This is a genomic window from Cyanobium sp. Aljojuca 7A6 (assembly GCF_024346455.1).
In the GTDB taxonomy this organism is placed as follows: Bacteria; Cyanobacteriota; Cyanobacteriia; order PCC-6307; family Cyanobiaceae; genus Cyanobium.
The window spans coordinates 20026-46185 of record NZ_JAGQCY010000013.1; the positions used below are offsets into that span (position 1 = coordinate 20026).

Genomic DNA, 26160 nt, shown 5'->3' on the forward strand with positions numbered 1-26160 from the left:
CGGCACCAACGGAAGGCTGGCCTCCTGAGCGTTTTCTTCTCTTTTCTCAATTCTTCGTGGTGAAGGAATGTATGGATCCTTCACCAGGCGCTTAGCGCTGTAACGATCTTGGTTTCTTCGCTCCGAATCGGGTAAGACTCGCGGCTTGACATCGTCGATGGGCGGGCCTTCCGGAGAAAACTTTTCTGTCGTGCGCCTGCACCGGTTGCCGTTGGAAGCCGCCACCTCCCCTGCCCATGGCGATGTTCTTCTCTCTGCCCTTTGCGTTGTTTTCACCATGGCCCTGGTCCAAGCCCCTTCCCTTGGCATCGAGCGTTTCGCGGATGATCGCAACAAGGAGAACTGGTCGAAGGCGTCGCCGCAGGATCGTGATGGCATCATCCGGCTGGTGTATCAGCAGGTGCTCGGCCAGCAGTATGTGATGCAGAATGAACGCCTTGTCGGTGCCGAATCTCTCTTCCGAAACGGCTACCTCACCGTGCAGGAATTCGTCCGCACCCTGGCCAGAAGCGGGCTCTATCGCGCTCGTTTCTTTGAATCCTGCAATCCTTACCGCTTCATCGAGCTCAACCACAAACATCTCCTCGGCCGGGCACCCCACAACAAGGCCGAGATGCTGCACCACTTCACGATCCTGCAGGAGCAGGGCTACGACGCCGAAATCGATTCCTACATCGACAGTCACGAATATCAGGAGCGCTTCGGCTCCGATGTGGTGCCCTATCTCCACGGCTGGGACTATTCAGCTGGTCACCAGGGTCAGCAGTTTTCCTGGCTGATGCAGCTGGCCGGTGGAGCGGCCGCCTCGGTCAAGGGAGACAGCGCCGGCACCCGCTTCAAGCTCGGCCGGGCCCTGCACCAGGATCGGGCCGTAACGGTGTCGGTCAAGAGTCCCCGATTCAGCGGTGAATCCTTCTTCCAGGCCAACCTGGTCCAGGGGGGCACCAGTGTCGATGGTCCGGTTTCCCGGAGCGGCCAGCTCACCGATACCTCCCGTGGCCACCGTGCAGAGGCCCTGGTGGTGTCGGCGGGGGTGCGCAGCACCAGCACATCCAGTGGTCGGGTGGCCACCATCACGGCCACCGGGCTGGTGAACAACGCGGTGGTGCGCAGCGGTGCCTATGTGATGCGGGTGCCCTACAGCCGCATGAACGAGGCCCTGCAGCGGGCGCAGCGTCTCGGTGGCCGGGTGGTGCGGGTCAGCGTCAACTGATTCAGAGCCCGGGGGGTCAGGGCCGCAGGTCCACCCCCCTCAGGGCCAGCAACTGGCGGCAGACCATCAGGGCCGAGAGGCTCACCCCGGCGGTGCCCTCGCCGGGGTGGATGGCATCCCCGCACAGCCACAGGCCCGCCAGGGGAGTGCGGCTGGCCAGGCCGAAAGGCCCGAAACGGCTGGGGTGCTGGCCCAGGCCGCCCACATACCCCCAGGGCCGGCCGGTCCAGCCGGAAAAGCCCCGGGGGGTGGCCAGTTCTCCATGCAGCCAGTCGGCAGGCCCCACCCCCAGCAGTTGCTGCAGGCCCTCCTGGATCGCGGCCATCGCCTGCTGCTTGCGGGCCTGATAGTCGGCCTCCTCCCCACCGAACCAGGGCCGGGCCGGGGTGAACACACTGGCGATCACCGTGGCCCGCCCGGCGGGGGCCCGGCCATCGCCGTCCTGGCTCACCGAGACGAACAGGGAGCCCGGTTCAGGGGCCGCCAGCTGCAGATGGCTGGGGCAGCCCGTCGGCAGCTTGTCCCGCTCGACGGCCCCGTAGAACACCAAGGCCCCACTGGGTTCGTGCAGGGTCTCGAGCCGCCGGCGGTAGCCGGCTGGCAGGCCGTCCCCGAGCAGGGCCGGCAGGGTCTGGGGGGGCAGGGTCACCACCACCTCAGCGGCCGTCAGATTGAAGTCCGCTTCTGTCGCCCCGGGATCGCCAGGGCGAACCGATGGGCGCCGGCCCGTGATCTGCCAGAGCGCGTCCGCCTGGGCGGGAGGCCGCAGCTGTTCGACGCGGTGTCGCAGCCGCAGCCGACCGCTGTGCAGGGCCACGGCCTGCTCAAGGCTGTCGCTGAGGGCCTGCATCGAGCCCTCCAGGTGCCAGAGACCCAGCGGCTCCTGCACCATCGCCAGCACTGTGGCCCCGTACAGCGCGGCCGTGCGATTGGCGGGCTCCTGGGAGTAGAGCTTCAGCTGCAGATCCAGGAAGCGCCGCAGCCTGGCGTCGGCGGCGCAGCCGCAGATCCGCAACAGGTCGGCCACCGTGGCGGTGGTCAGCAGACCGCTGGCCAGCGTCCCTGGTCCCACCGCTCCCAGCAGTTGGCCCAGATCCCACCAGCTGCGCGGCGGCAGCACCGGATCTTGCGAAGCGAAGGCCCAGTTGGCCCGGTGCACCGCGTCGCAGAGGGCCCAGAAGCGTTCACTGCCGGGGAACTGTCTCAGCCGTTCCTGGCGCCAGCGCTCCGGGTCGCGCCAGATCGACACCGGCTCGCGTCCATCACCCAGGTCCACCACGCAGCCGGGATCCAGCGGCACGGCCGCCGGCGGCGCCACCCCCAGATGGCGGAACAACCGGGCGTGGATGCCGACGGGGGTGCCGTCTCCCTGCTCCAGGCCCGCCACCTGGGTAGCCCCCACGTCGAACACGTAGGGCCCGCGCCGGAATGTGCCGGCGCAGCCGCCGCTCTGGCGATGGGCCTCCAACAGCTCCACATTGAGCCCCTGCTTCGCCAGCAGTGCGGCCGCCGTGAGGCCAGCGATGCCGGCGCCCACCACCACCACATCTGGTTTGGGCCTGTTGCTGGAGGTCAACGCAGCACCGAGATTGGTGCGTTGATGCTGGCAGGCTTGATTCCAGTGCCGCGGTTCCAGGCCTTGTCGACAGGACGGAGGACCTGGTGCTCAGGCTGGACGACGCATCGCAAGAGACCTTGAGGTAGTTCTGAGGCAGATGTGCAGCCGATGAATCTGAGCGGGAAATGACATATCAGAGTGGTCAGGTTCCACGCATTGGGGAGAAGTCAGTAACCGACTAAAGGCTGCTTTCTCTGTATCCCAAATGTGACTTTGTGAGAAGTTTCGTTTGGCTGAGAGTGTCATGCTGCTGCAAACCTGCTGGACTCAATCAGCCTCACGCATCACAGTGATGCCTTGGTCGCACAGCGTGTGAATGGTCTTGCAGCCCTTGTGCAGGAAGGCAATGGTCAAGCGAAATGTCTGAAAAATATGAAGAGAACTGCAGCACTTCATTGGCGTCAAGAAATCCCAGTAAAATCCATGAAAATGTCACTTTCTTCCTCCGCACTCGGCCTTCTGGATAAGGCCTCCTCTTGTCAATTCCTTTCCAAGTCGTTGTTCGGAGCAGCCGTTGCAACGGTCTTCGCTTCTGCGTTGTCGGCCGGCTCTGCCAGCGCAGCCACCACTACGACCTGTGGCATCGCCGCAGATCTGACGTTGGGGGACAAGATCATCTCCAACATCCTCTGCAGTGGCGTTGGTGCAGAGACTGAGATCCGATTCGGTGCAGCCGGACCCATCTACGATTTTGGAACCACGATCGATCCACCAGCTCAATCGGGATCCATCGCATACACGATTGCTATCACAGATCCTCGGGCTTTTGAATTTCAGGCCGTTGGTCTTGGGGCTGGTTGTGCGTTTGCCGAATTGGGCGGTTGCACCGTGACCAAGACGGTCCGTTGGGCTGGTGGTTTCACTTCTCTGGTGGCCGTCAACGGTATCCCCCCGTCCAGTTACCTGTTCGCCCCTGGAGTTTCGACGCTCGAGATTGAGGATGTGTTCTTTGCCCATGGGCAAACGGTCATTTCCGTTGTCAACAACTCCTTCATCCAGAGGGCAGCGCAAGTTCCGCCGGACTCCGTCCCCGGACCTCTCCCCGTCCTTGGCGCGGCTGCTGCCTTCGGGTTCAGCCGCAAGCTCAGGGCCCGGATCAGGAAGCCCGCCCCAGCGCTCTGAAGCCTGTCCCGCCATCGCCTCTGCGTCCTTGCCGTCAGGCAGGGATTTTTTACAGGCTCCTCTCAAAGGGCCGAGCGGGGCCGCCGGGTCAGGCTGGAGCCATGCCTCGCACCACCCATGCCTCCCCCTGATCCCCTGGCCCCCTGGCTGAAGGAGCGGCTCGGTGTGGAGCTACGCGGCCGGAGGCCCGTCGGTGGCGGCTGCATCCATAGCGCCTGGTGTCTGGAACTTGTCGACGGCAGCCGGCTGTTCGTCAAAACCAATGGGGCCTCCGCCCTGCCGCTTTTGGAGGCGGAAGCCGAGGGCCTGCAGGCTCTGGCAGTGGCGGCGTGCGAGGCAGGGCCGCTCGTGCCCGTGCCCCTGGCCTGGGGCACGGCGGGACCATTGGCCGTGCTGGTGCTCTCCTGGCTGGCGCTGGAGGGCGGCCGTTCTGCTGCAGCAGCGCCGCAGTGGCACCGTCTGGGGGCCGCCCTGGCGGGGCTGCACCGGCGCAGCCTCACGCGGTGCTGCGTGGCAGAGGATCGGCCTGGGTCAGCCTTCGGCTGGCCCCGGGACAACGTCATCGGGGCCTTCCCCCAGCGCAACGGCTGGGACGAGGACTGGGGCCGCTTCTTCGTGGAACGGCGTCTGGCGCCCCAGCTGGAGCACCTGGCCCTCCGGGGCACCCCCCTCGCTCAGGCCCGATCGCTGTTGGAGGGCGCCGGCCAGTGGCTGGACAACCACCACCCCGACCCCTGCCTGGTGCACGGTGATCTCTGGAGCGGCAACGCCGCCATCTGTGCCGGCGGCCAGGGGGCGATCTTCGATCCGGCGGTCTACCGGGCCGATCGGGAAGTGGACCTCGCCATGGCAAGGCTGTTCGGGGGCTTCCCCGCCCCATTCTTCGCTGGTTACGAAGCGGAATGGCCCCTGCCCTCAGGCCACCGATTCCGTAGCGATCTCTACAACCTGTATCACCTGCTCAACCACGCCAACCTTTTCGGTGGCTCCTACCTGGGCCAGTGCCAGGAGCGCATCGAAGAACTCCTGAACCAGGGGACGCCCCAGTAGGGAAGTTGATGGTGCTGGCGCTCAGCTCAGGTATTCCTTGCGCAGGGTCTGAAGCTTGGCCATCACGGCCGAGCGCTTTTCACCCGTGGTGAGGTTGTTCCAGCTCCAGTTGCCCACCACCACCAGCCCGAGCAGTTCGAGCAGGCCCGGCACGATCGGCAGCAGGTTGATGGTGTCGAGCACGCCCTTGATCAGGATCTGGGCCACGATCACGGCCAGCAGAACGCCGGAAGCCTTGCCGATGCGGCCCACCTGGCTCCAGTCCACCTTGTCGAGGGTTTCGTTGACCTTGCCGATCACCTTGCTGTAGCGCTCCGTGAAATCCACCTCTGCGGCGCTGGTGCTGGTGTCGTCCTGCATGGTCTCCTTCTCCTCGGTCGTGCTGTCGATCATGGAAGGAGAGGTCTCCTAACGGAATGATGCATAACGTACCGGTGTGAACCCACAGACGCCAGCGGAATTGCGTCTCGGTCGGCAGGCGCTGACGGTGCTCGAAGCCGTCCTGGTGGCGGTCGCCCCGGAAGAGGGCTGTGCCTTGCTGCTCGGCGGCCGTGATCCCTGGTGTGTCCGGCGCATCTGGCCCTGCCTCAACGTCTGGGTGCCACCGGCCGAGCGTTGCCGCCGCTTCGCCCTTGATCCGCGCGAACAGCTGCTGGCCCAGAAGTGGGCCCGATCCCGGGGGCTGACCGTGCTGGGATCGGCCCACAGCCATCCGTTCTCGGAGCCCGTGCCCTCGGCCCTCGACCTCTCCCTGGCCTTCACCCCCACCCTGATGCTGATCCTGGGGCAGGGGCCTGCAGAGGGGGAGCCCCGTTCCCTGGCCTGCTGGTGGTTGCCGGAACAGGGCAGCCCCCGGCGGTTGGCGTGGAGAATGGTGGATTAGTGCGTCGTGGGTCTCCACCGCCATGCTTCCTCCCGACACCAGCACCGTCCAACTCAGCCCCGATGAGGTGGTGCGCTTCTCCCGCCACCTGATTCTGCCGGAGATCGGCATGGAGGGGCAGAAGCGGCTCAAGGCGGCCTCGGTGCTGTGCGTCGGAACCGGCGGCCTCGGTTCGCCCCTGTTGCTCTATCTGGCCGCCGCCGGCGTGGGCAGGCTCGGCATCGTCGATTTCGACGTGGTGGACCACAGCAACCTGCAGCGCCAGGTGATCCATGGCACCAGCTGGGTGGGCAAGCCCAAGATCGAGTCGGCCAAAGCCCGGATCCACGAGATCAACCCCCACTGCCAGGTGGATCTCTACGAAACAGCCCTCACCAGCGAGAACGCCCTCGAGATCATCGCCGGCTACGACATCGTCTGCGACGGCACTGACAACTTCCCCACCCGCTACCTGGTCAACGACGCCTGCGTGCTGCTGGGCAAGCCGAACGTCTACGGGTCGATTTTCCGCTTCGAGGGCCAGGCCACGGTCTTCAACTTCGAGGGCGGCCCCAACTACAGGGATCTCTTTCCCGAACCGCCACCGCCGGGGATGGTGCCCTCCTGCGCCGAAGGCGGTGTGGTGGGGGTGCTCCCCGGGATCATCGGCGTGATCCAGGCCACTGAAACGGTCAAGCTGATCACCGGCATCGGCACCAGCCTCAGCGGCCGGCTGCTGCTTTTCGATGCCCTCAAGATGAGCTTCCGGGAGCTGAAGCTGCGCCCCAATCCGGAGCGCCCCGTGATCGACAAGCTGATCGACTACCAGGAGTTCTGCGGCGTGGGCGGCTCGGCCCCCGGCCAGGAGGAGGCGGGCAGTGTGCCTGCCATCACCGTGACCGAACTCAAGACCCTGCTCGACGGCCCGCAGGACGATCTGCTTCTGCTCGATGTGCGCAATCCACCGGAAGTCGAGATTGCCGTGATCTCCGGTGCGGTGCTGGTGCCCCTCGATCGCATCGAGAGTGGCGAGGCGATCGAGGAGGTGCGCCGCCTGGCCAACGGCAAGCGGCTCTATGTCCACTGCAAGCTGGGGGGGCGTTCCGCCAAGGCCCTGATCGCCCTCGGCCGCCACGGCATCGAGGGAGTGAACGTGCAGGGCGGCATCGACGCCTGGAGCCAGGAGGTGGATCCTGACGTCCCGCGCTACTGAGCCCCTCACCCCGGCCAGGCGGCGCTGGCTGGAGCGGCGGCGGCAGGAAGCCCGCCGCCTGATCGCCCTCGAGACGCGCTTCCTGCCGCTGTTGCTCTCGGCCCTGCTGCCGGTCCTGGTGATGCCGTTGACGGCCACGCGGGGGTGGCAGGGCCAGGTCCTTCTGGCCCTGGTCTTCAATCTGCTGATCCTGCAGTCGATCCTCACCCTGCCGGTGATCGGCGGGGTGAGCTACGCCAGGCTACGCCAGGCTGCGCCAGGAGATCTTCCGGGGGATCGGGGTGGTGGGGGGCGCCGGACTCTGGTTGCCGGTGCTCACCGGGACCTGGCACGGCGGTCTGTTCCGGGCCGTGGAAATGGTGCTGCTGAGTCTCTTTTTCCTGCTCACCTCGATGCGGCTGGTGCGCCTGCTGGCCCGGGTGCCCCGGGTCAATGTGCAGGTGATGGCTGGGGCCGCCGCCGGTTACCTGCACCTGGGCCTCACCGGCGGGGTGCTCGCCACCGCCACCCAGGTGCTGGTGCCCGGCAGCTTCAGTCTCGGTGAGGGCGCCAGCCACCAGCTGCTGCTCGATCGCCTCACCTACTTCAGCTTTGTCACCATCGCCGGCGTCGGCTATGGCGACGTGCTGCCGGCAAATGCGGTGGGGGAGCGCTTCGTGATCCTGCTCAGCGTGGCCAGCACCCTTTATGTCGCCCTGCTGGTGGGCCTGCTGCTGGGGCGCTTCATCGCCTCGGAGGAGGTGGAGATGCTCGAGGATGACCAGCTCGACCTCGACTGAACGCCAAGGGCCAGCGGGCTCAGTAGTCGACGCCGCGTTTGAGATCCACGCCCCGCTCGGCGTAGTGCTTGTGGCACACCATCTCGGAGTGGACGCTGGCCAGATCGAAGTAGGCCGGCCGGCTCTTGCAGCGGCCCGTGATGATCACCTCAGTTTCGGTGGGCTTGCGCAGCAGGGTCTGGACGATGGGCTCCACCGGGAGCAGTTCCAGATCCACGGTGGGGTTGAGTTCGTCGAGGATCACGGTCTTGTAGAGGCCGCTGGCGATCGCGGCCCGGGCGATCTCCCAGGCCCGTTCCGCCTCCACGTAGTCGATCGGCTGCTGCTGCCCGCGCCAGACGATGGCGTCGCGCCCTGAGCGCAGGTGATCCACCAGATGGGGGTAGCTCTCCCGCAGGGCGGCGATCGCCGCGTCCTCGGTATAACCCGCGCCGCCCTTGAGCCACTGCAGGATCAGCACCCGGTGGCTCTTGTCCTGGCTGATGCCCCGGCCGATGGCCTGCAGGCCCTTGCCCAGGGCGCTGGTGGATTTCCCCTTGCCCTCTCCGGTGTAGATCTCCAGCCCTTCCAGCCCCTGCTGGGGCCCGCTGTGGGCCCGCATCTCCGAGTGCAGATCGGCCAGCTGCACCAGCTGCCGCGGCGCGCCCCGGCCGGTGCAGATCATTTCCATTCCCGCCGGCTTGGTGGCCAGGGTGCGCACCACCTCCTCGGTGTCGAGCAGGCCCAGGTCGAGCACAGGGTTGAGTTCGTCGAGCACCACCACCGAATAGAGGTTGCTGGCGATCGCCCCCTTGGCGATGTCCCAGCCCCGCTGGGCCTCCTGGTGGTCGAAGCGGGTGGCCTCCGCGGCGCTGAAGTAGTCGCCCCGGCCCGTGCGCACCTGGTCGATCAGGTGGGGGAAACCCTGCTGCAGGGCCTCGATGGCGCTGTCCTCGTCGTAGGCGCGGCCGGGACCCTTGAGGAACCGCAGCAGCAGCACCCGTGTGCGCTTCTGCTCGCAGATGCCCAGCCCGATGGTGCGCAGCACCACCCCCAGGGCCGCCTGGCTCTTGCCCTTGCCTTCCCCGTCGTAGACGTGCAGCTGGCCGTGGGCGCGTTCGTCGCTGCCGGCGGCCGTGCGGATGCCGATGCCCCGCCCGGTGCCGCGCTGCGGGGTCTGGGTGCTGCGGGCGGCGGGGGGCATGGGCGGGGGGATCTGACCCGGATGCTACCCAGCCTTGCCAGGATCGACGCCATGCCCACACCCGGTCGCCTCCACCTGCTCGAAGCCCTGCCCGGCCCCCTGGAGCGGGGTCTGGAGTCCCTCTGCCGGCAGCTTGATGGCTTCGCCCAGGTGGTGGTGGCCTACTCCGGCGGTGTCGACAGCGCCCTGGTGGCCGCCTTGGCCGGCGATCGGCTGGGGGAGAGGGCCCTGGCGATCACCGGCGTCTCGCCGGCCCTGGCGCCCCATCTGCGCCGGGAGGCCAGTGCCCAGGCCCGCTGGCTGGGCCTGCGCCATCGCGAGTTGCCCACCGCCGAGCTGGCGGATCCCACCTATGCCAGCAACCCCGAAGACCGCTGCTACGCCTGCAAGCGGGAGCTGCATCGCCTGCTGGCCCCGATCGCCGCCGCCGCCGAGGGGGCCCAGGTGCTGGACGGGGTCAACCGCGACGACCTGGGCGACCACCGGCCCGGTATCCGTGCCGCCCGCGAATTCGGTGTGCGCTCGCCCCTGGCCGAGGTCGGCATCGACAAGGCGGGGGTGCGCCAGCTCTCCCGGGCCCTGGGCCTGCCCTGGTGGGACAAGCCGGCCCAGCCCTGCCTGGCCTCCCGTTTCCCCTACGGCGAGCCGATCGACGCCCCCCGGCTGGTCCGGGTGGCCGCCGCCGAGGACTGGTTGCGCCAGCGCGGCTTCCCCGAACTGCGGGTCCGCAGCCAGGGGGAGACGGCGCGCATTGAAATCCCCGCCGCCGGCTTACCGGCGGCGCTGGAGTGTCTGGCCCATGGGGAGCTTCGCCCCCAGCTGGTGGGCGCCTTCAGGGACCTTGGCTTCACGGCCGTGGCCCTGGACCTTGAAGGGCTGGTGAGCGGCAAGCTGAACCGCTCCCTGGAGGGGCATCGGGGCCGACCGACACCCTGATTGGTCCTGCCCCTGCGCTCAGGCGCTGGCCAGGAGAGGTTCCCTCTGGCTGTCGATCAGGGCCTCGGGCGTCTCCCGGCGGAAGCTGGTGAGCTTGTGTCGGCCAGACCCCAGCTCCTCCCACAGGACCTGACAGGCCCTCTCGGGCATGGTGTGGTCACCGCAGGTGAACACATCCACCGCCGCATAGCCCGATTCGGGCCAGGTGTGGATGGAGATGTGGGATTCCGCGAGCAAGGCCAGGCCGGTGACGCCCTGGGGTTCGAAGCGGTGGGTGATCAGGTTGAGCAGGGTGGCACCAGCGCGTTTGGCTGCTGTCGTGATGGTGTCCCTGAGGAAAGCTTCGTCGTCGAGCCTTGCGCAATCGCAGTCGTAGAGCTCGAGGATGCAGTGTTTCCCTACCGCGTCGGTGGTGTCGCCTGGAGAGGAGACGGGTCGTGCAATGGCGTGGATGGGGGAGGCGGCGGGCTTCCATCCCGGGTTGGGATGCAGGCTGGAAAGGGTTTGGTTCATCGAATCCGGGTAAACACAACTCACCATACGCGCTGGGAGCGCTGGTCAGTTGTGCGCTAGGTCGCCTGCGGCGACAGGGGGATCGGGCCTCAGGCCACCAGGGCGCCGCTATGGAGCTCCACCACCTGGCTGTGGGCCCGCCAACCGCTGCTGAAGGCTTCCACGTGGGTGGCGCTGACCAGGCACTGGTGACCGTCCCCCACCGCCTCCAGCAGCAGCTGCTGGCGACCCGGGTCAAGCTCGGCCAGCACATCGTCGAGCAGCAGCAGCGGCGGCTGACCCACCACCTGGCCCACCAGGTCGAGTTCCCCCAACTTCAGGGCCAGCACCAGGGTGCGCTGCTGGCCGGCGGAGCCGTAGCGTCGCGCGGCCTGGCCGCCGATCAGCAGCGCCACCTCGTCCCGGTGGGGACCCACCTGGCACTGCCCGAGCCGTTCCTCCTCGGGACGCTGCTGACGCAGTTGTTCCGCCAGGGCCTGGCGCCAGGGCCCCTCCTCGTCGCTGGCCTCCGCCAGCACGGTGCCGCTGATGTAGTCGAGCTGGAGGAGTTCGGCGGCTCCGCCGATGCGCTGCTGCCAGGCCACCGCCAGCGGCTCCAGGCGCCGCAGGGCCCGCTGGCGCCGCCGATGCAGGCGGGCGCCAACCAGGGCCATCTGTTGATCAAAGGCGTCCAGCAGCTCCTGCCGCTGGCCGGCCGCCAGGCCCCGGCGCAGCAGCTGGCTGCGCTGCCGCAGCAGCCGTCCGTAGCGGCTCAGCAGGGCGCCATAGACGGGTTCGAGCTGCAGCACCACCCGGTCCAGCCACTGGCGCCGCAGGGCGGGCTCCCCCCGCACCAGGTCCAGGTCGAGGGCGCTGAAGCCGACACAGCGGAGGGGGCCGATCAGGTCAAGCTGTCGCTCCAGCCGTTTGCCGTTGCGGAACGCCTGGCGACCGCCGCTGCGGCGCAGTTCCAGTTGCAGGCTGTCGGCCTCGTCGGTGAGGGCGCCCAGCCGGCACCACGGGTGGCCATGGCCGATCAGATCCCGGTCAACGCTGCAGCGGTGCGAGCGAAGGCTGGTGAGCAGTTCCACCCCTTCCAGCAGGTTCGACTTGCCCTGGCCATTGCTGCCGGTCACGAGCAGGCGGGGCGCCTCCAGCGTCAGCTGCAGGCCGTCGATGTTGCGGAAATGCCGGAGGTCCAGGCGGTGCAGCCGGATGGTTCTGGGGCGGTCAGCCGCTAAGGTACCGCCATCGGAGGGAAAGGTCCTGTGGGACCCCAACCGCCGTGGCAGGGCATGTAGCTCAGTTGGATAGAGCGTCAGATTCCGGTTCTGAATGTCGGGGGTTCGAGTCCCTCCATGCTCGTCAGCCCCGTCCCCCTTTCTCGGTCAGTTGTCTGTCTGGGGCCGCAGGTCCAGGCCCATGGCCCGGATGCCACCGGGATCCACCACGAACCCCGCCCGGGCGAGGGCGTTGAGGGCCTCGGGTGGGGCTGACAGGGAGATGCTGCAGCCGCTCAGTTCCCGTCGCAGGCGGGCCAGGGCGGCCTGCACCAGGGTCCCGATCACCTCATCCCGGCAAGGATCGGCCGGATCGGCCACCAGGTCCCAGAGATTGGCGTTGAGGGCCTGATCGCTGGTGGCCCGCACGAAGCCCACCAGCCGGCCGCCCGGGTCGAGGACCACCAGGTGCCAGGCGCTGCGCGCCAGCACCCGCTCCCAGCGGTCGCTGCTGCGGGGGGCGTCGCCGCAGGCCTCCAACAGGCGGTTGAGGCCGGCCGGTTCGGGGTCGTGCTGATGCAGCAGGGCGTAACCCTCCCGCAGGCGTGGGGTCGGAGGCTGGCTGCGGAAGGGGATCAACAGAGAGTTCATGGAATCAGCCCGTGTTGCGCATGCCTGCGGCGATGCCGTTGATGGTAAGCAGGGCGCCGCGCAGCAGTTCGCTGCGGCTGTAGGTGCGGCCGTCGCCGGCGCCGCCCGGCCCGTCGCTCGGCCCCTCGCTCATCGGGGGTTGGCGTTTCTGCTCCCGCAGCCGCCGCAGCAGCGCCACCTGCAGATAGCCCAGGGGAATGATCGTTCGGTTGCGCAGGTCGACCGACAGCTGCAGGGCCGGGTCGCCGTCGAGGAGCCGGCTGTGGTTGCTGATGCGCAGCACCAGGGAATGGGTGAGGGCGAACTCGCTGGCGATCGACGCGAAGATCTGCTCAAAGACCTCCTTGTTCTGGGGTCGGCCCAGGGAGGTGACGTAGTGGCCGGCCAGCTCCAGGTCAACCTTGGACAGGGTCATCTCCACCTTGGAGATCAGCATGCGGAAGAACGGCCAGCGCTGGTAGAGCAGCTGCAGCAGCTCCATCTGCTCCCCGTCGGCATCGAGTTCGGCCTGCAGGGCCGTGCCCACCCCGTACCAGCTGGGCAGCAGGAAGCGGCTCTGGGTCCAGCCGAACACCCACGGGATGGCCCGCAGGCTGGAGAGATCCTTGGCACCGCTCTTGCGCCGTGCCGGCCGGCTGGAGATCTGCAGCTTGCTGATCTCCTCGATCGGTGTCACCTGCTGGAAGAAGGCCACCAGGTCGGGGTTGTCGTGCACCAGGGCTCGGTAGTGGTCGCGGGAGCGGGCCGCGAGCCGCTCCATCAGCACGTTCCAGGTGGGGGTGTCGTCCACCGGGGTGCTCACCATGCTGTTCTGAAGCACGGCGGTGGTGACCGTCTCGAGGTTGTAGAGGGCCAGCTCGGGCAGGGAGTACTTGGAGGCCAGCACCTCCCCCTGCTCGGTGATCTTGATGCGTCCCTTGAGGGTGCCGCTGGGCTGGGCCAGGATCGCCTGGTAGGCGGGACCGCCACCCCGGCCCACCGAGCCGCCGCGGCCATGGAAGATGCGCAGGGCGACGTCGTGGGCATCGGCGAGCGACTGGAGGGCGATCTGGGCCCGGTGGATCTCCCAGTTGCTGGAGAGGAAGCCGGAATCCTTGTTGCTGTCGGAGTAGCCCAGCATCACCTCCTGCAGGGGCTGCTCGCCATCGCTCGTACTGATCAGCAGCTGGCGGTAGAAGGGATCGGCGAACAGGCGACCCATCACCGCCGGGGCTCCCTGCAGGTCTTCCACCGTTTCGAACAGGGGGATCACCAGCAGGGCCGATTTCTGGGCCATCGGATCCACCAGCCCCGCCTCCTTGGCCAGCAGCACCACCTCCAGCAGGTCGGACACCGTGTGACTCATGGAGATCACGTAGGTGCGGCAGATGCGGCGGCCGAATTCCTGCTGCAGTCGCTGCAGCATCCGGAACACGGCAAAGGTTTCGGCCGTGGAGGCGCTCCAGCGGGCGGCAGGCGGCAACAGGGGGCGGCGGGTCTTGAGCTCGTTCAGCAGCCACTCCACCCGCTGCTCCTCGTCCATCTCCCCGTAGGGCACCGGCAGCAGCAGGTAGCGGCTGAGTTCGTCGATGGCGTCGCTGTGGCGGGTGCTCTCCTGGCGGATGTCGAGGCTGGCCAGGGAGAAGGCGAAGATGTGCACCTGGCTCAGCAGGTCCTGCAGGGCTTCGCAACTCAGACCCGTGGCATCGAGGCTCTCCTTGATCAGCTCCAAGTCGGTGCGGAATTCCTCCACCGAGGCGTAATGGAGCTCCTGGGGTGGGGCCGGCTCCATCAGGCTGGTGAGCCCGGCTTCATGGCCAGAGGAGCCGTCGCAGGGGGATTCCCAGCCCGCGTCCGCCTGCTGTTGGTTGCGCTGCTGGGTGAGCCGCAGCCGCTCAAGGGTGTAGCTCAGCTTCAGCCGGTAGGGCTCGAGCCGGTAGCGGGCGGCCCGTTCCTCATAGATCTCGGGGAAGCGCAGCCGGTCCATCTCCAGGGATTCCAGCAGGGCGGCGCTCACCTGGCTCCATTGCATCGAGATGCTGAGCTGGTCGCGCAGGATCGACACCGCCTGGATGTAGCGGGCCAGCATCAGCTGCCGCTGGAAGCAGGCCGTGCGCCAGGTCACATCCGGCGTCACCGAGGGGTTGCCGTCCCGGTCGGAGCCCACCCAGGAGCCGAAGGTGCAGAAGGCGTCCCGGGGGGGCTGCACGTCGGGGTAGCTGGCCGCCAGGGCGGCGCGGATGCGCTGACGCAGCTGGGGCAGAGCATCGAAGAGCACCTGCTGGAAGTAGTGCAGGGCGTAGTCGACCTCGTCGATCACCGACGGCTTGAACTGGTGCAGCTCATCGGTGCGCCACCACAGCCGGATCTCCTCCTCCAGCTGCTGGCGCAGCCGGTCGTTGTCGTCCGGATTGCCCTGGCCGTTCACCTGCAGCTTCTGGATCAGGGCCGCCACCCGCCGCTGCTTGTGCCGCACGGTGTGGCGCACGATCTCGGTGGGGTGGGCGGTGAACACCAGTCGGATGTCGAGCTCCCGCAGCAGGTTCTCGAGCTGGCCCGGCGGCACGTTCAGGGCCCGCAGGCGCTCGAACAACTGGCGGAAGGTGGCTGGATCGCTCTGGCTGGCCAGGGCGGGCAGGAAGGGGTCATTGCTGGCCGGGGCGGGGGCCCGTTTGATGCTTTCGAGGTAGCTGTCTTCCTCGATGTGCTGCTCGAGGATGTTGACGAGCTGGAAATAGAGGGAAAAGGCCCGGGCCGCGGCGATGCCCTCGGCCAGATCCATCGCCTTGATCAGCGCCACGATGCCGTCGGTGTCGACGGCGGAGGAGGCCTCCGGATCCAGACCCGGTGCCACCGGACCGCTCAGTTCCTTCAGCCGCAGCAGGCGCTCCACCTGTTCGGGCGGGCATTCGCTGCGCAGCACCGTCTGCCAGAGATCCTCCACCAGTTCGAGCCGCTCGGTGAGCAGCCGGATCACCCCGGGGGAGGCCTCGGCCGGAACGACCGAAGGCTCGGTCAGGTGGAGCCGCATGGGGGCGGTGGGAGCGGGGGTGCTGTTCATGATCCTCCAGGGACCTGGGCGGCTTCTGTCACCAGCCATGCGTCCAGGGCCTTCTCCCGTGTCTCGAGAGCCACGGCGTCGCTGCCGATGATGGCACCGATGCTTTCGCCGCGCCGTTCACGGGCGAGCCAGCGCATCGCCTGGTTGCCCGTGGCGAGCAGCTCGTGCAGCGGGGCCAACCAGCGCTCCAGCCCCAGCTCAGCCGCCAGCGCAGCCATGGTTTCCAGTTCGGCGGCGATCCAGGCGCGGGCTCCAACCGTCTCTCCGCTGCGCCAGTGCACCAGCTGGGCCTCGAGGCTGGAGCGGGCCGCCGCCCGGTCGTTGGCATCGGCGATGGCTTCGAGTTCGCCTGCGGCGAGCTGGCTGGCGGTCAGGGGATCCTGGCCACCGGGATCCCGCAGCAGCTGCTGCAGGCGCAGTTCGGTGAAGGCGGTGACCGCCAGCAGCAGCAGAGGATCGTCGATCAGGTCGCAGATGCGGATCTCCAGGCGGTTGAGGCCATGGGGCCGGTCGTCTCCGTTGGGGCGCACCGAGGTCCACAGGTGGCGCACGTTGCGCATTGCCCCGGCGGCCAGCTGCTCCTCCATCCAATGGATGTAATGGGCGTGGTCACGGAACAGGGGCACCTGGGGCGGGGTGATCGGAAATTGCAGCCAACGCTGGGAGTGGGCCCCGGTGGCGACGCCATCGAGGAAGGGGGAGCAGGCACTGAGGGCCAGCAGCAGGGCCGCCTCGCAGCGCAGCAGGCGCAGACCGGCGAACAGGGCGTCCATGTCCGTCAGGCCCAGGTTGATGTGGACACTGGCGGTCACGACCCGGGTGCCGTAGGTGGCCTCGATGTAGGCGTGGTAGGGGTTGCTGGGGTCGGAGCGCTCGAAGCGGTGGCTGTCCCCCAGGCTCAGGGTGCTGCCCGGCAGCAGGGTGAGCTGGCGGGGCTGGAGCCAGCGGCGCAGGCGACGGCGCGGTTCGAGCAGCAGCTCCAGCTGGGCGGCGTAGGAGGCCTCAGGCGGGGTGACGTACTCCAGGTTGCGCTGGTCCGGTTCGGTCATGAAGCCCGCCAGCTCGGCGGCCGCTTCGGCGGAGCAACCCACCACCGTGCCATCGGCCCGGCCGGTGTACATCTCCACTTCGAAGCCCTTGAGCAGCAGGGGGGCGCTCATGGTGTGGGGTCCGCCGCATCGGCCACGGCTGGCTCCAGGCAGGCGAGGGCCTTGAGCATTCCGCGCGCCTTGTTGCGGGTTTCCTGGTACTCCGCCTCCGGACGGGAATCGGCCACGATCCCGGCACCGGCCTGCACCTGCACCCGCCAGCCGCCGTCGGGGTGGGGCAGCACCACCATGGTGCGGATTGTGATCGCCGTGTTCAGCGCCCCGCAGAGATCCACGGCCCCGTAGACCCCCGAGTACGGCCCACGGGCATCCGGTTCGAGGCCATGGATCAGCTGCATGGCGCGGATCTTGGGGGCTCCGCTCACGGTGCCGGCTGGGAAGGAGGCCATCAGCAGGTCCCAGATGTCGTGATCCTCGCTCAGCAGCCCCTCCACCTCGCTGACGATGTGCATCACGTGGGAGTACTTCTCGATCACCATCAGCTCGGTGACCTGCACCGTGCCGGGTCGGCAGACCCGGCCCAGGTCGTTCCGGCCCAGGTCGACCAGCATCACGTGCTCGGCTCGCTCCTTCGGATCGGCCAGCAGCTCCTCGGCCAGGGCCGCATCACGGCGGGCATCCTCTCCGCGAGGGCGGGTGCCGGCGATGGGCCGCAGGGAGGCCCTCACCCCTTCGGCGCAGGGTTCCGCCTTCACCATCACCTCAGGACTGGAGCCGATCAGATGCCAGTCGCCGAAGTTGAAGAACGCCATGTAGGGCGAAGGATTCACCATCCGCAGGCTGCGGTAGAGATCGAAGGGATCGTGGCTCACCCGGGTTTCCAGCCGCTGGCTCAGCACCAGCTGGAACACGTCGCCGGCGGCGATGTGCTCGGCGGCGGTCGCCACCGCGGCTTCGAAGTCGACCTGGCTGCGGTTGCTGCGGGTGGCCAGTTCGGCGCCGCTCGCCTCGTGCCAGGCCAGGGGTTTGACAGTGCCGGGCAGGGGGGCGTGCATGCGGGCTTCAAGGGCCTCGATGCGCGCCGCCGCCCGGTCGTAGGCCTCGCCGGGATCGGCTCCTGTCGAGAGATCCACGTAGGCCACCGCCGTGATCTGGCGCTTCACCTGGTCGAACACCAGCAGGCTGTCGGCCAGCATCCAGCAGCCGTCGGGTGGGGCCCCTTCGGCGGCACCGTGCACCGGCACGCTGGGCTCGATCCACTGGATCAGCTCATAGCCCCAGAAGCCGAACAGCTGGGCCACTTTCGGCAGGCCCTCCACCGGGCCGGGGCGCAGCGGCGTCAGGGCGTCGCGCAGCAGGGTGAAGGGATTGCCCTGGAGCTGCTCGCTGCGGCCATCCCGCCAGCACCTTTCGCCCCGATCACCGCGGCAGGTGAGGGTCCAGAGGGGGTCGCTGACGACGAAACTCCAGCGGCCCAACTGCTCGCCACCCTCCACCGATTCCAGCAGCACACCATGGCTACGGCCCGCCCCCACCTTCAGCCAGGTGGTCAGGGGGGTTTCCAGGTCAGCGGGCCAGCGCTTCCAGACGGGCAGAAGATTGACGGCCAAGTCAGCACCTGCGTCCCCACCGGCGATCCGGTCGAGGAAGGCGCTGCGATCAGAACCGGACATCACGGCGACAGGCAGGCAAAAAAAACGGGGCTCTCGGCCCCGCCGTTATAGGTGCTGGCCGTTGAGGCTCAGGCTTCGTGGGTTTCCTTGCCGCTGAACTTGAGGCTGGCGGGGTTGGGGTTGGCGCCGATGCTGCGGGGGGTGTGGCCCACCATGGCCCGGCCTTCGTTGACCTTCTCGGGGAAGACGCCGTCTTTGGGGTGGAGGTATTCGGTGTCGCCGCCGGGGTAGATCCGGTAGATCTTGTAGTCCTCGATCCGGGGCTTGAACTTGGTGCGCAGCTGGGTGCCCAGGGCCAGGCACTGCTCCTTGCGGGCGAAGTACATGAGGTTGTCGCCTTCGTGCATCTCCGCGGCGCCGCCGGTGGGGAGTTCGAACGCCTGGGCCTTGGTGCTGCTCCAGGTGATGGCGTACTTCTCCTCGGTTTCGGCCGAGTTCAGCAAGCCACCGGTGCTGCCGATGGACTTCGGAAGTTGACCGTGGAGGGCCGTATCAGGCATGACTTGCAGACCGTTTCAGGCGGAAACTAGCACCGTGTTTTTCGCCTTCCCGGCGCCCCCGGCGGACTCTTCACACCCGTCAACAAACCCGGCCTCGCGCCTCAGCCGCTGTGCTCGGCGGCCGGGAAGAAGACGGTCAGGTTGCTGCCGCCCCGCTCGGTGAGCCGGCCCCCGAGGCGGTGGAAGAGCCGCTGGGTGGCCTGGCGGCTGAGTTGCAGGCTGCCGGTCTCCGGATTCCAGCTCAGCACCGGCCCCACCGGCATCGGCACGGCGGCCGCCAGCCCATCGGCCTCGCGGCTCTCGGGGTCGTCGCTGCTGAGCTGCAGTTTCAGCCGCGACCCCGCCGGCAGCAGCCGCAGCCGCACCTCGCTGCCGCTGGGCAGGCTGCGGCTGAACCGGTCCATCAGTCCGCCGAGCATGGTCTCCAGCCGGCTGGGGTCGCTCATCACCGGCGGCAGGTCGGCGGCGATCTCGAGCACCAGCTTGAGCTCCCGCCGACCCAGCTGGCGTTGCCAGAACGCCTCCAGCTGATACAGGAGCCGGCTCAGGTCCGTGCGGGCCAGTTCGCTGTCGCTCAGAGGCTGGCCACTGCCGGGCTGACGCTGCAGTTCCGCTGCCAGAAAGATGAGGCCGAAGCGGTCGATCTGTTCGCTGCACTCTCCGTCGATCTGCTCCAGCCGCTGGCGCACCACCGCCGGCAGGTCGGTGCGGCGCAGCAGGGAGCGGATCAGGGTGCGGATCGTGGCCAGCGGGGTGCGCACTTCATGGGTGAGGGCCTCGAGCAAGGCCAGTTCGCTGCTCACCGCATCGCTGCCCTCGCTGCGTTTCTCACCGTGCACCAGCGGCTGCAGCGTGACGCTGGGCGCCATGGCCGCCAGCCGCTGGGCCAGCAGGGGCCAGAAGCGGGTAGCCAGATCGGGCGCGTTGCGGAGCGGGCCCAGCAGCTGCAGCCGGCGGCGCAGCCCCAGGCCCTCAGCCGGATCGTCCTGGGCCAGGCGGCGATCGAGCAGCTCCAGGGCGGCCGACAGGATCGAGGCCTCGAAGCGCACCACCAGTCGGCGCTGGTGCGGGGGACCATCGAGGGCCAGGGCCACCTGCAGCACCGGCGTGATCAGCACCAGCAGCGGATCGGTGCCGTCGTCCTCGCGCAGGCTGAGGCGCCGGAAGCCCCCCGGCCGTCCGGCCGTTCCCCGGGGGGCGCGTCCCTGGGGGGGCGTGCCTGGTTCCCCCGGCAGGGGGGGCAGGCCGGGCAGCAACGGCAGCCCCGATGGCATCAGGTTGCCCACCTCCGCGGGTGTCCAGACCCAACCGTCCAGCCACTCCAGCAGGGAGGGTTCATAAAGGGCCGGCAGGGGGGCCGCCAGCCAGACGCCCGGCTGGGGTGGGGCCGCCCCAAGCAGATCGGCCTGGACGGTGGCCAGGGCCGCCCACCACTGGCGACGCACGCTGTCTTCGTCCCCTCGCCCCGCCGGCACGCCGTCCGCCAGAAGTGCACGCAGTTCCCCGAGGCTCACCACCATCGCCGCAGGCTGCGGCTGCGCCTCGCCACGGAGGCGCAGAGCCCGAGGCTGATGCAGTTGACGAGCATGGCCGAACGGCCGTAGCTCAGGAAGGGGAGGGGAATGCCGGTGATGGGTCCAAGTCCGATGGTCATGTTGACGTTCACCACCACCTGGAACATCAGCATGGCGCCGATCCCCACCACCACGAGTGATTCGTAATCGCTGCCCGCTCGACCGGCGATCTGAAGCAGGCGCCAGATCAGCACCACGAAGCCCACCACCACCAGCATCGAACCGATGAACCCGGTTTCCTCCCCCAGGGCACTGAAGATGAAATCGGTGTGCTGTTCGGGGATGAAGCGCAGCTTGGTGAGCGAGCCGTTCATCAGGCCGGTGCCCCAGAGCTGGCCGGAGCCGATCCCCACGGTGCTCTGCAGCAGGTGGTAGCCGCCACCGAGGGGATCCTGGGCCGGATCGAGGAACAGGGTGAGCCGGTCCCTCTGGTGGGGCCGCAGCCCGTGCTCCCACAGCCAGGGCGTCCCCACGGCGAACACTCCCTGGACGGCCAGCGCCAGCGCCAGTCCGATCGCCTTCCAGGGCAGGGAGCGCCAGGCCACCCACCCCATCAGGGGGATCCAGCCCACCAGCAGCCAGGGCACGGTCCCGGCCATGATCGCGGTGAACAGTGGTGAGAGCAGCAGCAGCAGCCAGGTGGCGGGCATGCCCGACCAGAACAGCATCACCAGCAGCACGGCACCGAAGACCAGTGACGTGCCCAGATCGGGCTGTACGAACACCAGCAACCAGGGCAGGCTGATGATCCCCACCGGCCGCAGCAGGTCGATCGGCCGCTCCACCGGGTACTTCGAGAGAACACCCGCCAGCAACAGGATGGCGGCCACCTTGGCGAATTCCGACGGCTGCACATAGAAGCCGCCGATGTTGATCCAGCTCTGGGCCCCGAGGGCGCTGACCCCGACGATCCGCACCGCGATCAGGCTCGCCACCATCAGGACATAGATCGGCCACTGGAACCGGGCGATGCGCTCCAGGGGCACCCTGGACAGCAGCACGGCCACCACCAGGCCCACCGCCGCGGTGATCCAGTGCTGGTACCAGTCGGTGGTGGCCTGCTGGCGCTGGGTGCTGGCGATCAGGATCCCCGCCAGCAGGGTGAGGGCGATGGGAATGCCCCACAGAATCGGATCGAAGCCGAGGCCACGCCGCTTCGCCCCCTTGACGGCGAACCCACCGCGCCGGGGGCTGAGAACCGCCATCGCTTCAGGCGAGGGCCGGGCTGAGGGCGCAGCTGGCGCTCAGCCGCTCGGCGAGCTCGGTGAACGCACGGCCGCTGGCGGAGGTGGGTGCCGAGAGCACCACCGGCCGGCCCCGCTCCCCGCCCTCGAGCACGGGCATCTCCATCGGCAGCTGGGCCAGCAGGGGCACACCCGCCTCATCGGCCAGCAGCCGGCCGCCGCCGCTGCCGAAGAGCGCATAGCGGCGATCGGGCAGATCGGGGGGGATGAAGGCGGTCATGTTCTCCACCACTCCCAGCACCGACACCCCCATCTGCAGGAACATCGCCAGGCCGCGGCGGGCATCCTGCAGCGACACCTGCTGAGGCGTGGTGACGATCACCACGCCGGCCATGGGTACGGCCTGGGCGAGGGTGAGCTGGGCGTCGCCGGTGCCGGGCGGCAGGTCCACCACCAGCACGTCGCGCTCGCCCCAGTTCACCTGGTAGAGGAACTGGCGGATGATTCCGTTCAACATCGGTCCGCGCCAGACCACCGGCTGGTTCTCCTGGATCAGCAGGCCCATCGACACCATGACGAGGCCGCAGCTCTCGATCGGCTCCAGCACCTGCTCATTGCCGCTGCCCGTCACCTGGGGGCTGCGGTCGGCCACGCCGAGCATGGTGGGGGCATTGGGGCCGTAGATGTCGGCATCGAGCAGTCCCACCCGCAGGCCGGAAGCGGCCAGGGCACAGGCCAGGTTCACGGCCACGGTGCTCTTGCCCACGCCGCCTTTGCCGCTGCTGACGGCGATCACCTGGCGCACGCCGGGGATGCCCTGCCGTTCAGGCAGCTGGCCCCCACCGGGGCCGTGGCCGGCGGCGCCGATCGGCCCCGACGAGGGGGCGGCGGCGGGCTGGGCCAGTTCGATCTGCACGTCGTTGATGCCCTCCACGGCCAGCAGGGCATCGCGGGCCTCAGCGGCGATGCGCTCCCGCTGGCTGTTGGCGAACCCGGGCAGGGCCAGCCGGAACACCGCACGGCTGCCCTGATGACGCAGGTCGGTGATCCAGCCCAGCTCCACCAGGCTCCGGCCGCTGCCGGCATCGCAGAGCGACTGCAGGGCCTTCAAGAGGGTGTCGGCGCTGGCCATTCGTCGACGTTACGGGCGTTCTGAACCGGGATCCTAGGGGCCGTGCCCCGGGGAGGTCGGGGCGGCTCCGGTACCCCCATGGCGGCCGCCCGGAACTTCTGCAGCCCGTGACAGAGGCTCTCGAACCCTTGTGAGACCCCCCGGCGGGCTGAAAAGGTGTGCGGATGTTCCGCGTCCGACGCGCTGCCGTTCCATGGAGATGCCACCTGCCGATTCCCGCAGCCGCGCCAAGGCCCTGCTGATGGGCCTGCAGGATTCCATCTGTGCCGGCCTGGCCAGCCTCGATGGTGAAGCCGGCTTCGAGGAACAGAGCTGGGAGCGGCCGGAGGGCGGCGGCGGCCGCTCCCGGGTGATGAAGGACGGCCGGGTGTTCGAGCAGGGCGGGGTCAACTTCTCCGAGGTGGAGGGCGAGCGCTTGCCTCCCTCGATCCTTTCCCAGCGCCCCGAAGCGGAGGGCCACCGCTGGTTTGCCACCGGTACCTCCATGGTGCTGCACCCGCGCAGTCCCTTCCTGCCCACGGTGCACCTCAACTACCGCTACTTCGAGGCCGGGCCGGTGTGGTGGTTCGGAGGCGGCGCCGACCTCACTCCCTACTACCCCTTCCTGGAGGATGCCCGCCACTTCCATCGCACCCTCAAGGGGGCCTGCGATGGGGTGGATCCGGCCTACTACAAGGTGTTCAAGCCCTGGTGTGATGACTACTTCTTCCTGAAGCACCGGGGTGAGACCAGGGGTGTGGGCGGGATCTTTTACGACTACCAGGACCCCGGCGGGGTCCTCTACAAGGGCGGCGATTCCGAGGGTCCGGCGGCGGCGGCCAGCGCGGCCGTCGGGCCCCTGCACCAGGACTGGGAGCAGCTGTTCGCCCTGGCCTCGGCCTGCGGCAACGCCTTCCTGCCGAGCTATGTGCCGATCGTGGAGCGCCGCCAGGGGCTGCCCTGGGGCGAGGTCGAGCGCCAGTTCCAGCTCTACCGCCGGGGCCGGTACGTGGAGTTCAACCTGGTGTTCGACCGCGGCACGATCTTCGGCCTGCAGACCAATGGCCGCACCGAGTCGATCCTGATGTCGCTGCCGCCCCTGGTGCGCTGGGAGTACGGCTACACGCCAGACGCCGGCAGCCGGGAGGCCCTGCTCACCGACCTGTTCACTCGTCCCCAGAACTGGCTTGAAGACCCTTCCCTGGAGGAGCGCTGCCGACCCCACCAGGCGGTGGGCTGAGCGGCAGGGTGGTGGTGGGGCTGCGGCCCAGGCCGTTCTCCAGGGCTGTCACGATCCGGTTGGCGATGGCCATCACCGTGTCGGCACGGGTGGCTGGGTTGCGCAAGGAGCGCTCCAGGCTGCCTTCCAGCTTGCCCACCTCCAGCAGGGCAATGCCGCGCCTGGGTCCCCCCAGGCCGCCACGGAAGGCCATGGGAAAGGCACCGAAGGCCTCAGCCAGGCTCTCGTCGAGACGGCCGAAGGGCCGGTGCAGCGGTGGGATCAGCCCCGATCCGACGCCGGTGGGCCCCCAGGCATCGAAGTGGATCTCCATGGCGTAGCCGCCGCTGGCGGCGTGCTGCCGGCCCACACTCCAGTTGGTGCGGGGATCGTCGCCGTCGCTGATGCTGCGGAAGGGGGGGCGGTAGTAGCTGATGCGCAAGCCCCGCTGCTGGCCCACGGCCACCACCGTCTCGGCGACGACCATGTTCCAGTACAGCTCATCGCTGATGCCCGGGTACATCGGCGCCGCCCCGGCGGCCACGGCGGCGCCAGGGGTTCCTGAACCAGCCATGCCCTGGGAATCGGCATGGCCGGCCAGCACCAGGATCGGGGTGTCCGGATCGATGGGGCGGAGGCCGATCCAGTCCCGCGGCAGGGGGCTGCGGGGCCCGGTGATCGGATCGACGCTGGGCCGCGCGGGCGCGAGGGTCCGGCTCTGGCTGCCCAGCACGATGGCTTCGGCGCTGCGGGCGGGTGCTGCCAGGGGACCAAGGCTGCCGATCAGGAGGGCTGGTCCCACCAGCCAGGCCGCAGAACGGGAACGCATCGGCTCAGATCGGGGAGGAGAGCAGGGCGCCGTCGCTGGCCAGTTGCAGCCCGGGCCCCAGCTCCCGTTCGATGGCGATCAGTTCGTCGCGGTGAGCCCGCAGGCGCAGGGTGCTGCCGCTGCCGGCGCCCTCGTCCATCAGGCGCAGCTCCAGGCTCTCGGGCCTGGCCGCTCGCCGGCTGTACAGCACACCCGCCATCGGACCGGCCAGGGCCAGCAGCAGGGGCCACCAGCCGAGGGAGGGAAGCACCTGGCGCAGCACCAGGCCCAGGCAGGCGGCCCCTACGCTGCCCAGCAGCGACAGCAGCAGGGCGAGGGGCAGGCTGGAGCGCACCTGGCCGCGGAAGCGCAGCAGCTGGCGCTCGGGATCGCCGGTTTCGGTCTGCCAGCCCCGGGCCGTGAGCCAGTTGGAGAGGCCCTCGAGCACCTGCACCGGCGGCTGGGGGGAGTGGACGTCCACCACCGTGGTGCGGTCCTTGCTGGCGGCCCTCAGGAAGAAGACCAGGCCGATGGCCATCAGCAGGGTGAGCAGAAGGGTGGAACCCAGGGTGGGCATGGCGGCGGAACCTTGGCAGGTCGCATTCTGGCCCGGGCGGGCCGGCCGGTGTCCGCGCTGGGCCACGATGGCCCCCAACTCCTTGTCCCACGATGGCCCAGACCCCTTCCAGCGTCAGTGCCAGCCCCGGCCCACCGGCCCGTTTCGCCGTCTTCGACCATGACCTCGACGCGGCCTGGCAGGAGCTCTACGGCAAGGCCCGGGCCCTGGCCATCGACACCGAGGCCATGGGACTGATCCATGGTCGCGACCGCCTCTGCCTGGTGCAGATCTGCGATGACGCCGACAACGTCTGCTGCATCCGACTGGCACGGGGGCAGACGCAGGCGCCGCGGCTGAAGGCCCTCTGCGAGGACCCGGCGATCGAGAAGGTGTTCCACTTCGCCCGCTTCGATGTGGCCGCGCTGGCGGAGAACCTCGGCATCGCCGTGGACCCGATCTTCTGCACCAAGGTCGCCAGCCGCCTGGCCCGCACCTATGCCCCGCGTCACGGCCTCAAGGACGTGGTCAACGAGCTGGTGGGTGTGGAGCTCGACAAGCAGGCCCAGAGTTCCGACTGGGGCCGGGTGGAGGAGCTGAGTGACACCCAGCTGGCCTACGCCGCCGGTGACGTGCGCTGGCTGCTGGCCGCCCGGGACCGGCTGGAGGTGATGCTGCGCCGGGAGGAGCGTTGGGCGCTGGCCCGCCGCTGTTTCGCCTGCGTGCCGGTGTTCGCCGCCCTCGACCGGCAGCGGTTCAACCAGGTCTTCGAACACTGAGTCCGGGCGCGCTGATGCCGCCTGCCGTGGTGCTCAGTCCTCGATCATGAACAGGTCGTCTTCCCCCACCGACCGCAGCTGGCCATCGAACAGCTGGCCCCGGTCGAGGCCACTGGCCCTGGTTTCCTCCAGCAGCCGCTCCGCCAGGGCCAGCTTGGCGGCGGTGTCCCGCAGGCCCTCCTTGGCCGCCTGGATCTCCACCCGCCGGCGGGCCGACGCCAGGCTGATGCCCAGTTTCGTGGCCAGATGACCGCAGGCGGCGTTGAAGCTGCGGTCGGGGATGCCGGGCATCGGTGCGTGGGACAAGGGGGCGAGCGAGCCCATCATC

The 26160-nt window shown here is 68.7% G+C and carries 25 protein-coding genes and 1 tRNA gene; 10 read left to right on the forward strand and 16 right to left on the reverse strand.

The genetic code is table 11. The features are described from left to right. Positions 1-277: 277 nt before the first annotated feature. Complete coding sequence (locus KBY95_RS11820; RefSeq protein WP_254965208.1) at positions 278-1213, forward strand: phycobilisome rod-core linker polypeptide; 936 nt, start codon at positions 278-280, stop codon at positions 1211-1213. Positions 1214-1229: 16 nt separating this feature from the next. On the opposite strand, the gene crtD is transcribed toward KBY95_RS11820, so the two are convergent. Beyond that, positions 1230-2789, reverse strand: a complete 1560-nt coding sequence (gene crtD, locus KBY95_RS11825) for a C-3',4' desaturase CrtD (RefSeq protein ID WP_254965209.1) — start codon at positions 2787-2789, stop codon at positions 1230-1232. Between the two features lie 339 nt (positions 2790-3128). Here crtD and KBY95_RS11830 point away from each other — a divergent pair, with 339 nt between their 5' ends. Beyond that, positions 3129-3953: a hypothetical protein gene (locus tag KBY95_RS11830; protein WP_254965210.1), complete on the forward strand. Its 825-nt coding sequence runs from the start codon at positions 3129-3131 to the stop codon at positions 3951-3953. A gap of 117 nt (positions 3954-4070) precedes the next feature. Beyond that, complete coding sequence (locus KBY95_RS11835) at positions 4071-5003, forward strand: fructosamine kinase family protein (protein ID WP_254965211.1); 933 nt, start codon at positions 4071-4073, stop codon at positions 5001-5003. 21 nt (positions 5004-5024) lie between these two features. On the opposite strand, the gene KBY95_RS11840 is transcribed toward KBY95_RS11835, so the two are convergent. Then, positions 5025-5396: a CAAD domain-containing protein gene (locus KBY95_RS11840; protein ID WP_254965212.1), complete on the reverse strand. Its 372-nt coding sequence runs from the start codon at positions 5394-5396 to the stop codon at positions 5025-5027. Positions 5397-5463: 67 nt separating this feature from the next. Here KBY95_RS11840 and KBY95_RS11845 point away from each other — a divergent pair, with 67 nt between their 5' ends. From KBY95_RS11845 to KBY95_RS11855, 3 genes are all read left to right on the forward strand, one after another. Beyond that, positions 5464-5886 carry a M67 family metallopeptidase gene (locus KBY95_RS11845; RefSeq protein ID WP_254965213.1) on the forward strand — a complete coding sequence of 141 codons (423 nt, stop codon included), beginning with the start codon at positions 5464-5466 and terminating at the stop codon, positions 5884-5886. A gap of 22 nt (positions 5887-5908) precedes the next feature. After that, complete coding sequence (gene moeB, locus KBY95_RS11850) at positions 5909-7078, forward strand: molybdopterin-synthase adenylyltransferase MoeB (protein WP_254965214.1); 1170 nt, start codon at positions 5909-5911, stop codon at positions 7076-7078. A 284-nt stretch (positions 7079-7362) separates the two neighbouring features. Next, the gene (locus tag KBY95_RS11855; protein WP_254965215.1) at positions 7363-7857 is read left to right on the forward strand and encodes an ion channel; all 495 of its coding nucleotides are present in this window, start codon (positions 7363-7365) and stop codon (positions 7855-7857) included. 19 nt (positions 7858-7876) lie between these two features. On the opposite strand, the gene KBY95_RS11860 is transcribed toward KBY95_RS11855, so the two are convergent. Beyond that, a complete protein-coding gene (locus tag KBY95_RS11860) occupies positions 7877-9040 on the reverse strand; it encodes a cob(I)yrinic acid a,c-diamide adenosyltransferase (RefSeq protein ID WP_254965216.1) in 1164 nt (387 codons plus the stop codon). Positions 9041-9091: 51 nt separating this feature from the next. Between KBY95_RS11860 and larE the strand changes: the two genes are divergently transcribed. Then, positions 9092-9976, forward strand: coding sequence for an ATP-dependent sacrificial sulfur transferase LarE (gene larE, locus KBY95_RS11865; protein WP_254965218.1), 885 nt, complete (start codon positions 9092-9094; stop codon positions 9974-9976). 18 nt (positions 9977-9994) lie between these two features. On the opposite strand, the gene speD is transcribed toward larE, so the two are convergent. Together speD and recF are read right to left on the reverse strand one after the other, a co-directional pair. Then, complete coding sequence (gene speD / locus KBY95_RS11870) at positions 9995-10489, reverse strand: adenosylmethionine decarboxylase (protein ID WP_254965220.1); 495 nt, start codon at positions 10487-10489, stop codon at positions 9995-9997. An 89-nt stretch (positions 10490-10578) separates the two neighbouring features. Continuing rightward, on the reverse strand, positions 10579-11670 hold the full coding sequence (gene recF / locus KBY95_RS11875; protein WP_254965321.1) for a DNA replication/repair protein RecF: 1092 nt from the start codon (positions 11668-11670) through the stop codon (positions 10579-10581). An 89-nt stretch (positions 11671-11759) separates the two neighbouring features. Between recF and KBY95_RS11880 the strand changes: the two genes are divergently transcribed. After that, positions 11760-11833, forward strand: a tRNA-Arg gene (locus KBY95_RS11880). 23 nt (positions 11834-11856) lie between these two features. On the opposite strand, the gene KBY95_RS11885 is transcribed toward KBY95_RS11880, so the two are convergent. The 8 genes from KBY95_RS11885 to KBY95_RS11920 all read right to left on the reverse strand — a co-directional run bounded on the left by KBY95_RS11885 (position 11857) and on the right by KBY95_RS11920 (position 22491). Further along, on the reverse strand, positions 11857-12339 hold the full coding sequence (locus KBY95_RS11885) for an N-acetyltransferase (RefSeq protein ID WP_254965221.1): 483 nt from the start codon (positions 12337-12339) through the stop codon (positions 11857-11859). A 4-nt stretch (positions 12340-12343) separates the two neighbouring features. Beyond that, entirely contained in the window at positions 12344-15349 is a 3006-nt protein-coding gene (gene ppc / locus KBY95_RS11890; protein WP_254965323.1) for a phosphoenolpyruvate carboxylase, read from the reverse strand. 26 nt (positions 15350-15375) lie between these two features. Beyond that, a complete protein-coding gene (gshA, locus tag KBY95_RS11895) occupies positions 15376-16539 on the reverse strand; it encodes a glutamate--cysteine ligase (protein ID WP_254965222.1) in 1164 nt (387 codons plus the stop codon). Continuing rightward, positions 16536-18101 (reverse strand): anthranilate synthase component I family protein, encoded by a 1566-nt coding sequence (locus tag KBY95_RS11900; RefSeq protein WP_254965223.1) that lies wholly within the window; start codon positions 18099-18101, stop codon positions 16536-16538. Before KBY95_RS11900 ends, gshA begins: the two co-directional genes overlap by 4 nt. A 68-nt stretch (positions 18102-18169) precedes the next feature. After that, positions 18170-18601, reverse strand: coding sequence for a photosystem I reaction center subunit II PsaD (locus tag KBY95_RS11905; RefSeq protein ID WP_254965224.1), 432 nt, complete (start codon positions 18599-18601; stop codon positions 18170-18172). Positions 18602-18702: 101 nt separating this feature from the next. Continuing rightward, on the reverse strand, positions 18703-20121 hold the full coding sequence (locus KBY95_RS11910; protein ID WP_254965225.1) for a sensor histidine kinase KdpD: 1419 nt from the start codon (positions 20119-20121) through the stop codon (positions 18703-18705). Next, entirely contained in the window at positions 20112-21380 is a 1269-nt protein-coding gene (rodA, locus tag KBY95_RS11915) for a rod shape-determining protein RodA (protein WP_254965226.1), read from the reverse strand. Before rodA ends, KBY95_RS11910 begins: the two co-directional genes overlap by 10 nt. 4 nt (positions 21381-21384) lie before the next feature. Next, positions 21385-22491 carry an Mrp/NBP35 family ATP-binding protein gene (locus tag KBY95_RS11920; RefSeq protein WP_254965227.1) on the reverse strand — a complete coding sequence of 369 codons (1107 nt, stop codon included), beginning with the start codon at positions 22489-22491 and terminating at the stop codon, positions 21385-21387. A gap of 193 nt (positions 22492-22684) precedes the next feature. On the opposite strand from KBY95_RS11920, the gene hemF reads away from it, so the two are divergent. Next, a complete protein-coding gene (hemF, locus tag KBY95_RS11925; RefSeq protein ID WP_254965228.1) occupies positions 22685-23710 on the forward strand; it encodes an oxygen-dependent coproporphyrinogen oxidase in 1026 nt (341 codons plus the stop codon). Here the strand turns inward: hemF and KBY95_RS11930 are convergent. Further along, positions 23637-24518, reverse strand: coding sequence for a dehydrogenase (locus KBY95_RS11930; protein ID WP_254965229.1), 882 nt, complete (start codon positions 24516-24518; stop codon positions 23637-23639). The two genes, hemF and KBY95_RS11930, sit on opposite strands and share 74 nt — an antisense overlap. A gap of 4 nt (positions 24519-24522) precedes the next feature. After that, the gene (locus KBY95_RS11935; protein ID WP_254965230.1) at positions 24523-25074 is read right to left on the reverse strand and encodes a cofactor assembly of complex C subunit B; all 552 of its coding nucleotides are present in this window, start codon (positions 25072-25074) and stop codon (positions 24523-24525) included. A gap of 92 nt (positions 25075-25166) precedes the next feature. Here KBY95_RS11935 and KBY95_RS11940 point away from each other — a divergent pair, with 92 nt between their 5' ends. Beyond that, the gene (locus KBY95_RS11940) at positions 25167-25832 is read left to right on the forward strand and encodes a ribonuclease D (RefSeq protein WP_254965231.1); all 666 of its coding nucleotides are present in this window, start codon (positions 25167-25169) and stop codon (positions 25830-25832) included. A gap of 33 nt (positions 25833-25865) precedes the next feature. On the opposite strand, the gene KBY95_RS11945 is transcribed toward KBY95_RS11940, so the two are convergent. Further along, positions 25866-26138 (reverse strand): hypothetical protein, encoded by a 273-nt coding sequence (locus KBY95_RS11945; protein WP_254965232.1) that lies wholly within the window; start codon positions 26136-26138, stop codon positions 25866-25868. Between the last annotated feature and the right edge of the window lie 22 nt (positions 26139-26160).

Bases quoted from the DNA above. Each gene is read 5' to 3' on its own strand.
- KBY95_RS11835 (WP_254965211.1), top strand. From the start codon at position 4,071: ATGCCTCCCCCTGATCCCCTGGCCCCCTGGCTGAAGGAGCGGCTCGGT.
- KBY95_RS11900 (WP_254965223.1), bottom strand. From the start codon at position 18,101: ATGTCCGGTTCTGATCGCAGCGCCTTCCTCGACCGGATCGCCGGTGGG.
- speD (WP_254965220.1), bottom strand. From the start codon at position 10,489: ATGAACCAAACCCTTTCCAGCCTGCATCCCAACCCGGGATGGAAGCCC.
- KBY95_RS11860 (WP_254965216.1), bottom strand. From the start codon at position 9,040: ATGCCCCCCGCCGCCCGCAGCACCCAGACCCCGCAGCGCGGCACCGGG.
- ppc (WP_254965323.1), bottom strand. From the start codon at position 15,349: ATGCGGCTCCACCTGACCGAGCCTTCGGTCGTTCCGGCCGAGGCCTCC.
- larE (WP_254965218.1), top strand. From the start codon at position 9,092: ATGCCCACACCCGGTCGCCTCCACCTGCTCGAAGCCCTGCCCGGCCCC.
- KBY95_RS11935 (WP_254965230.1), bottom strand. From the start codon at position 25,074: ATGCCCACCCTGGGTTCCACCCTTCTGCTCACCCTGCTGATGGCCATC.
- KBY95_RS11930 (WP_254965229.1), bottom strand. From the start codon at position 24,518: ATGCGTTCCCGTTCTGCGGCCTGGCTGGTGGGACCAGCCCTCCTGATC.
- KBY95_RS11940 (WP_254965231.1), top strand. From the start codon at position 25,167: ATGGCCCAGACCCCTTCCAGCGTCAGTGCCAGCCCCGGCCCACCGGCC.
- KBY95_RS11905 (WP_254965224.1), bottom strand. From the start codon at position 18,601: ATGCCTGATACGGCCCTCCACGGTCAACTTCCGAAGTCCATCGGCAGC.
- moeB (WP_254965214.1), top strand. From the start codon at position 5,909: ATGCTTCCTCCCGACACCAGCACCGTCCAACTCAGCCCCGATGAGGTG.
- KBY95_RS11920 (WP_254965227.1), bottom strand. From the start codon at position 22,491: ATGGCCAGCGCCGACACCCTCTTGAAGGCCCTGCAGTCGCTCTGCGAT.
- KBY95_RS11820 (WP_254965208.1), top strand. From the start codon at position 278: ATGGCCCTGGTCCAAGCCCCTTCCCTTGGCATCGAGCGTTTCGCGGAT.
- gshA (WP_254965222.1), bottom strand. From the start codon at position 16,539: ATGAGCGCCCCCCTGCTGCTCAAGGGCTTCGAAGTGGAGATGTACACC.
- KBY95_RS11840 (WP_254965212.1), bottom strand. From the start codon at position 5,396: ATGATCGACAGCACGACCGAGGAGAAGGAGACCATGCAGGACGACACC.
- KBY95_RS11885 (WP_254965221.1), bottom strand. From the start codon at position 12,339: ATGAACTCTCTGTTGATCCCCTTCCGCAGCCAGCCTCCGACCCCACGC.
- KBY95_RS11910 (WP_254965225.1), bottom strand. From the start codon at position 20,121: ATGGTGGTGAGCCTCGGGGAACTGCGTGCACTTCTGGCGGACGGCGTG.
- rodA (WP_254965226.1), bottom strand. From the start codon at position 21,380: ATGGCGGTTCTCAGCCCCCGGCGCGGTGGGTTCGCCGTCAAGGGGGCG.
- hemF (WP_254965228.1), top strand. From the start codon at position 22,685: ATGGAGATGCCACCTGCCGATTCCCGCAGCCGCGCCAAGGCCCTGCTG.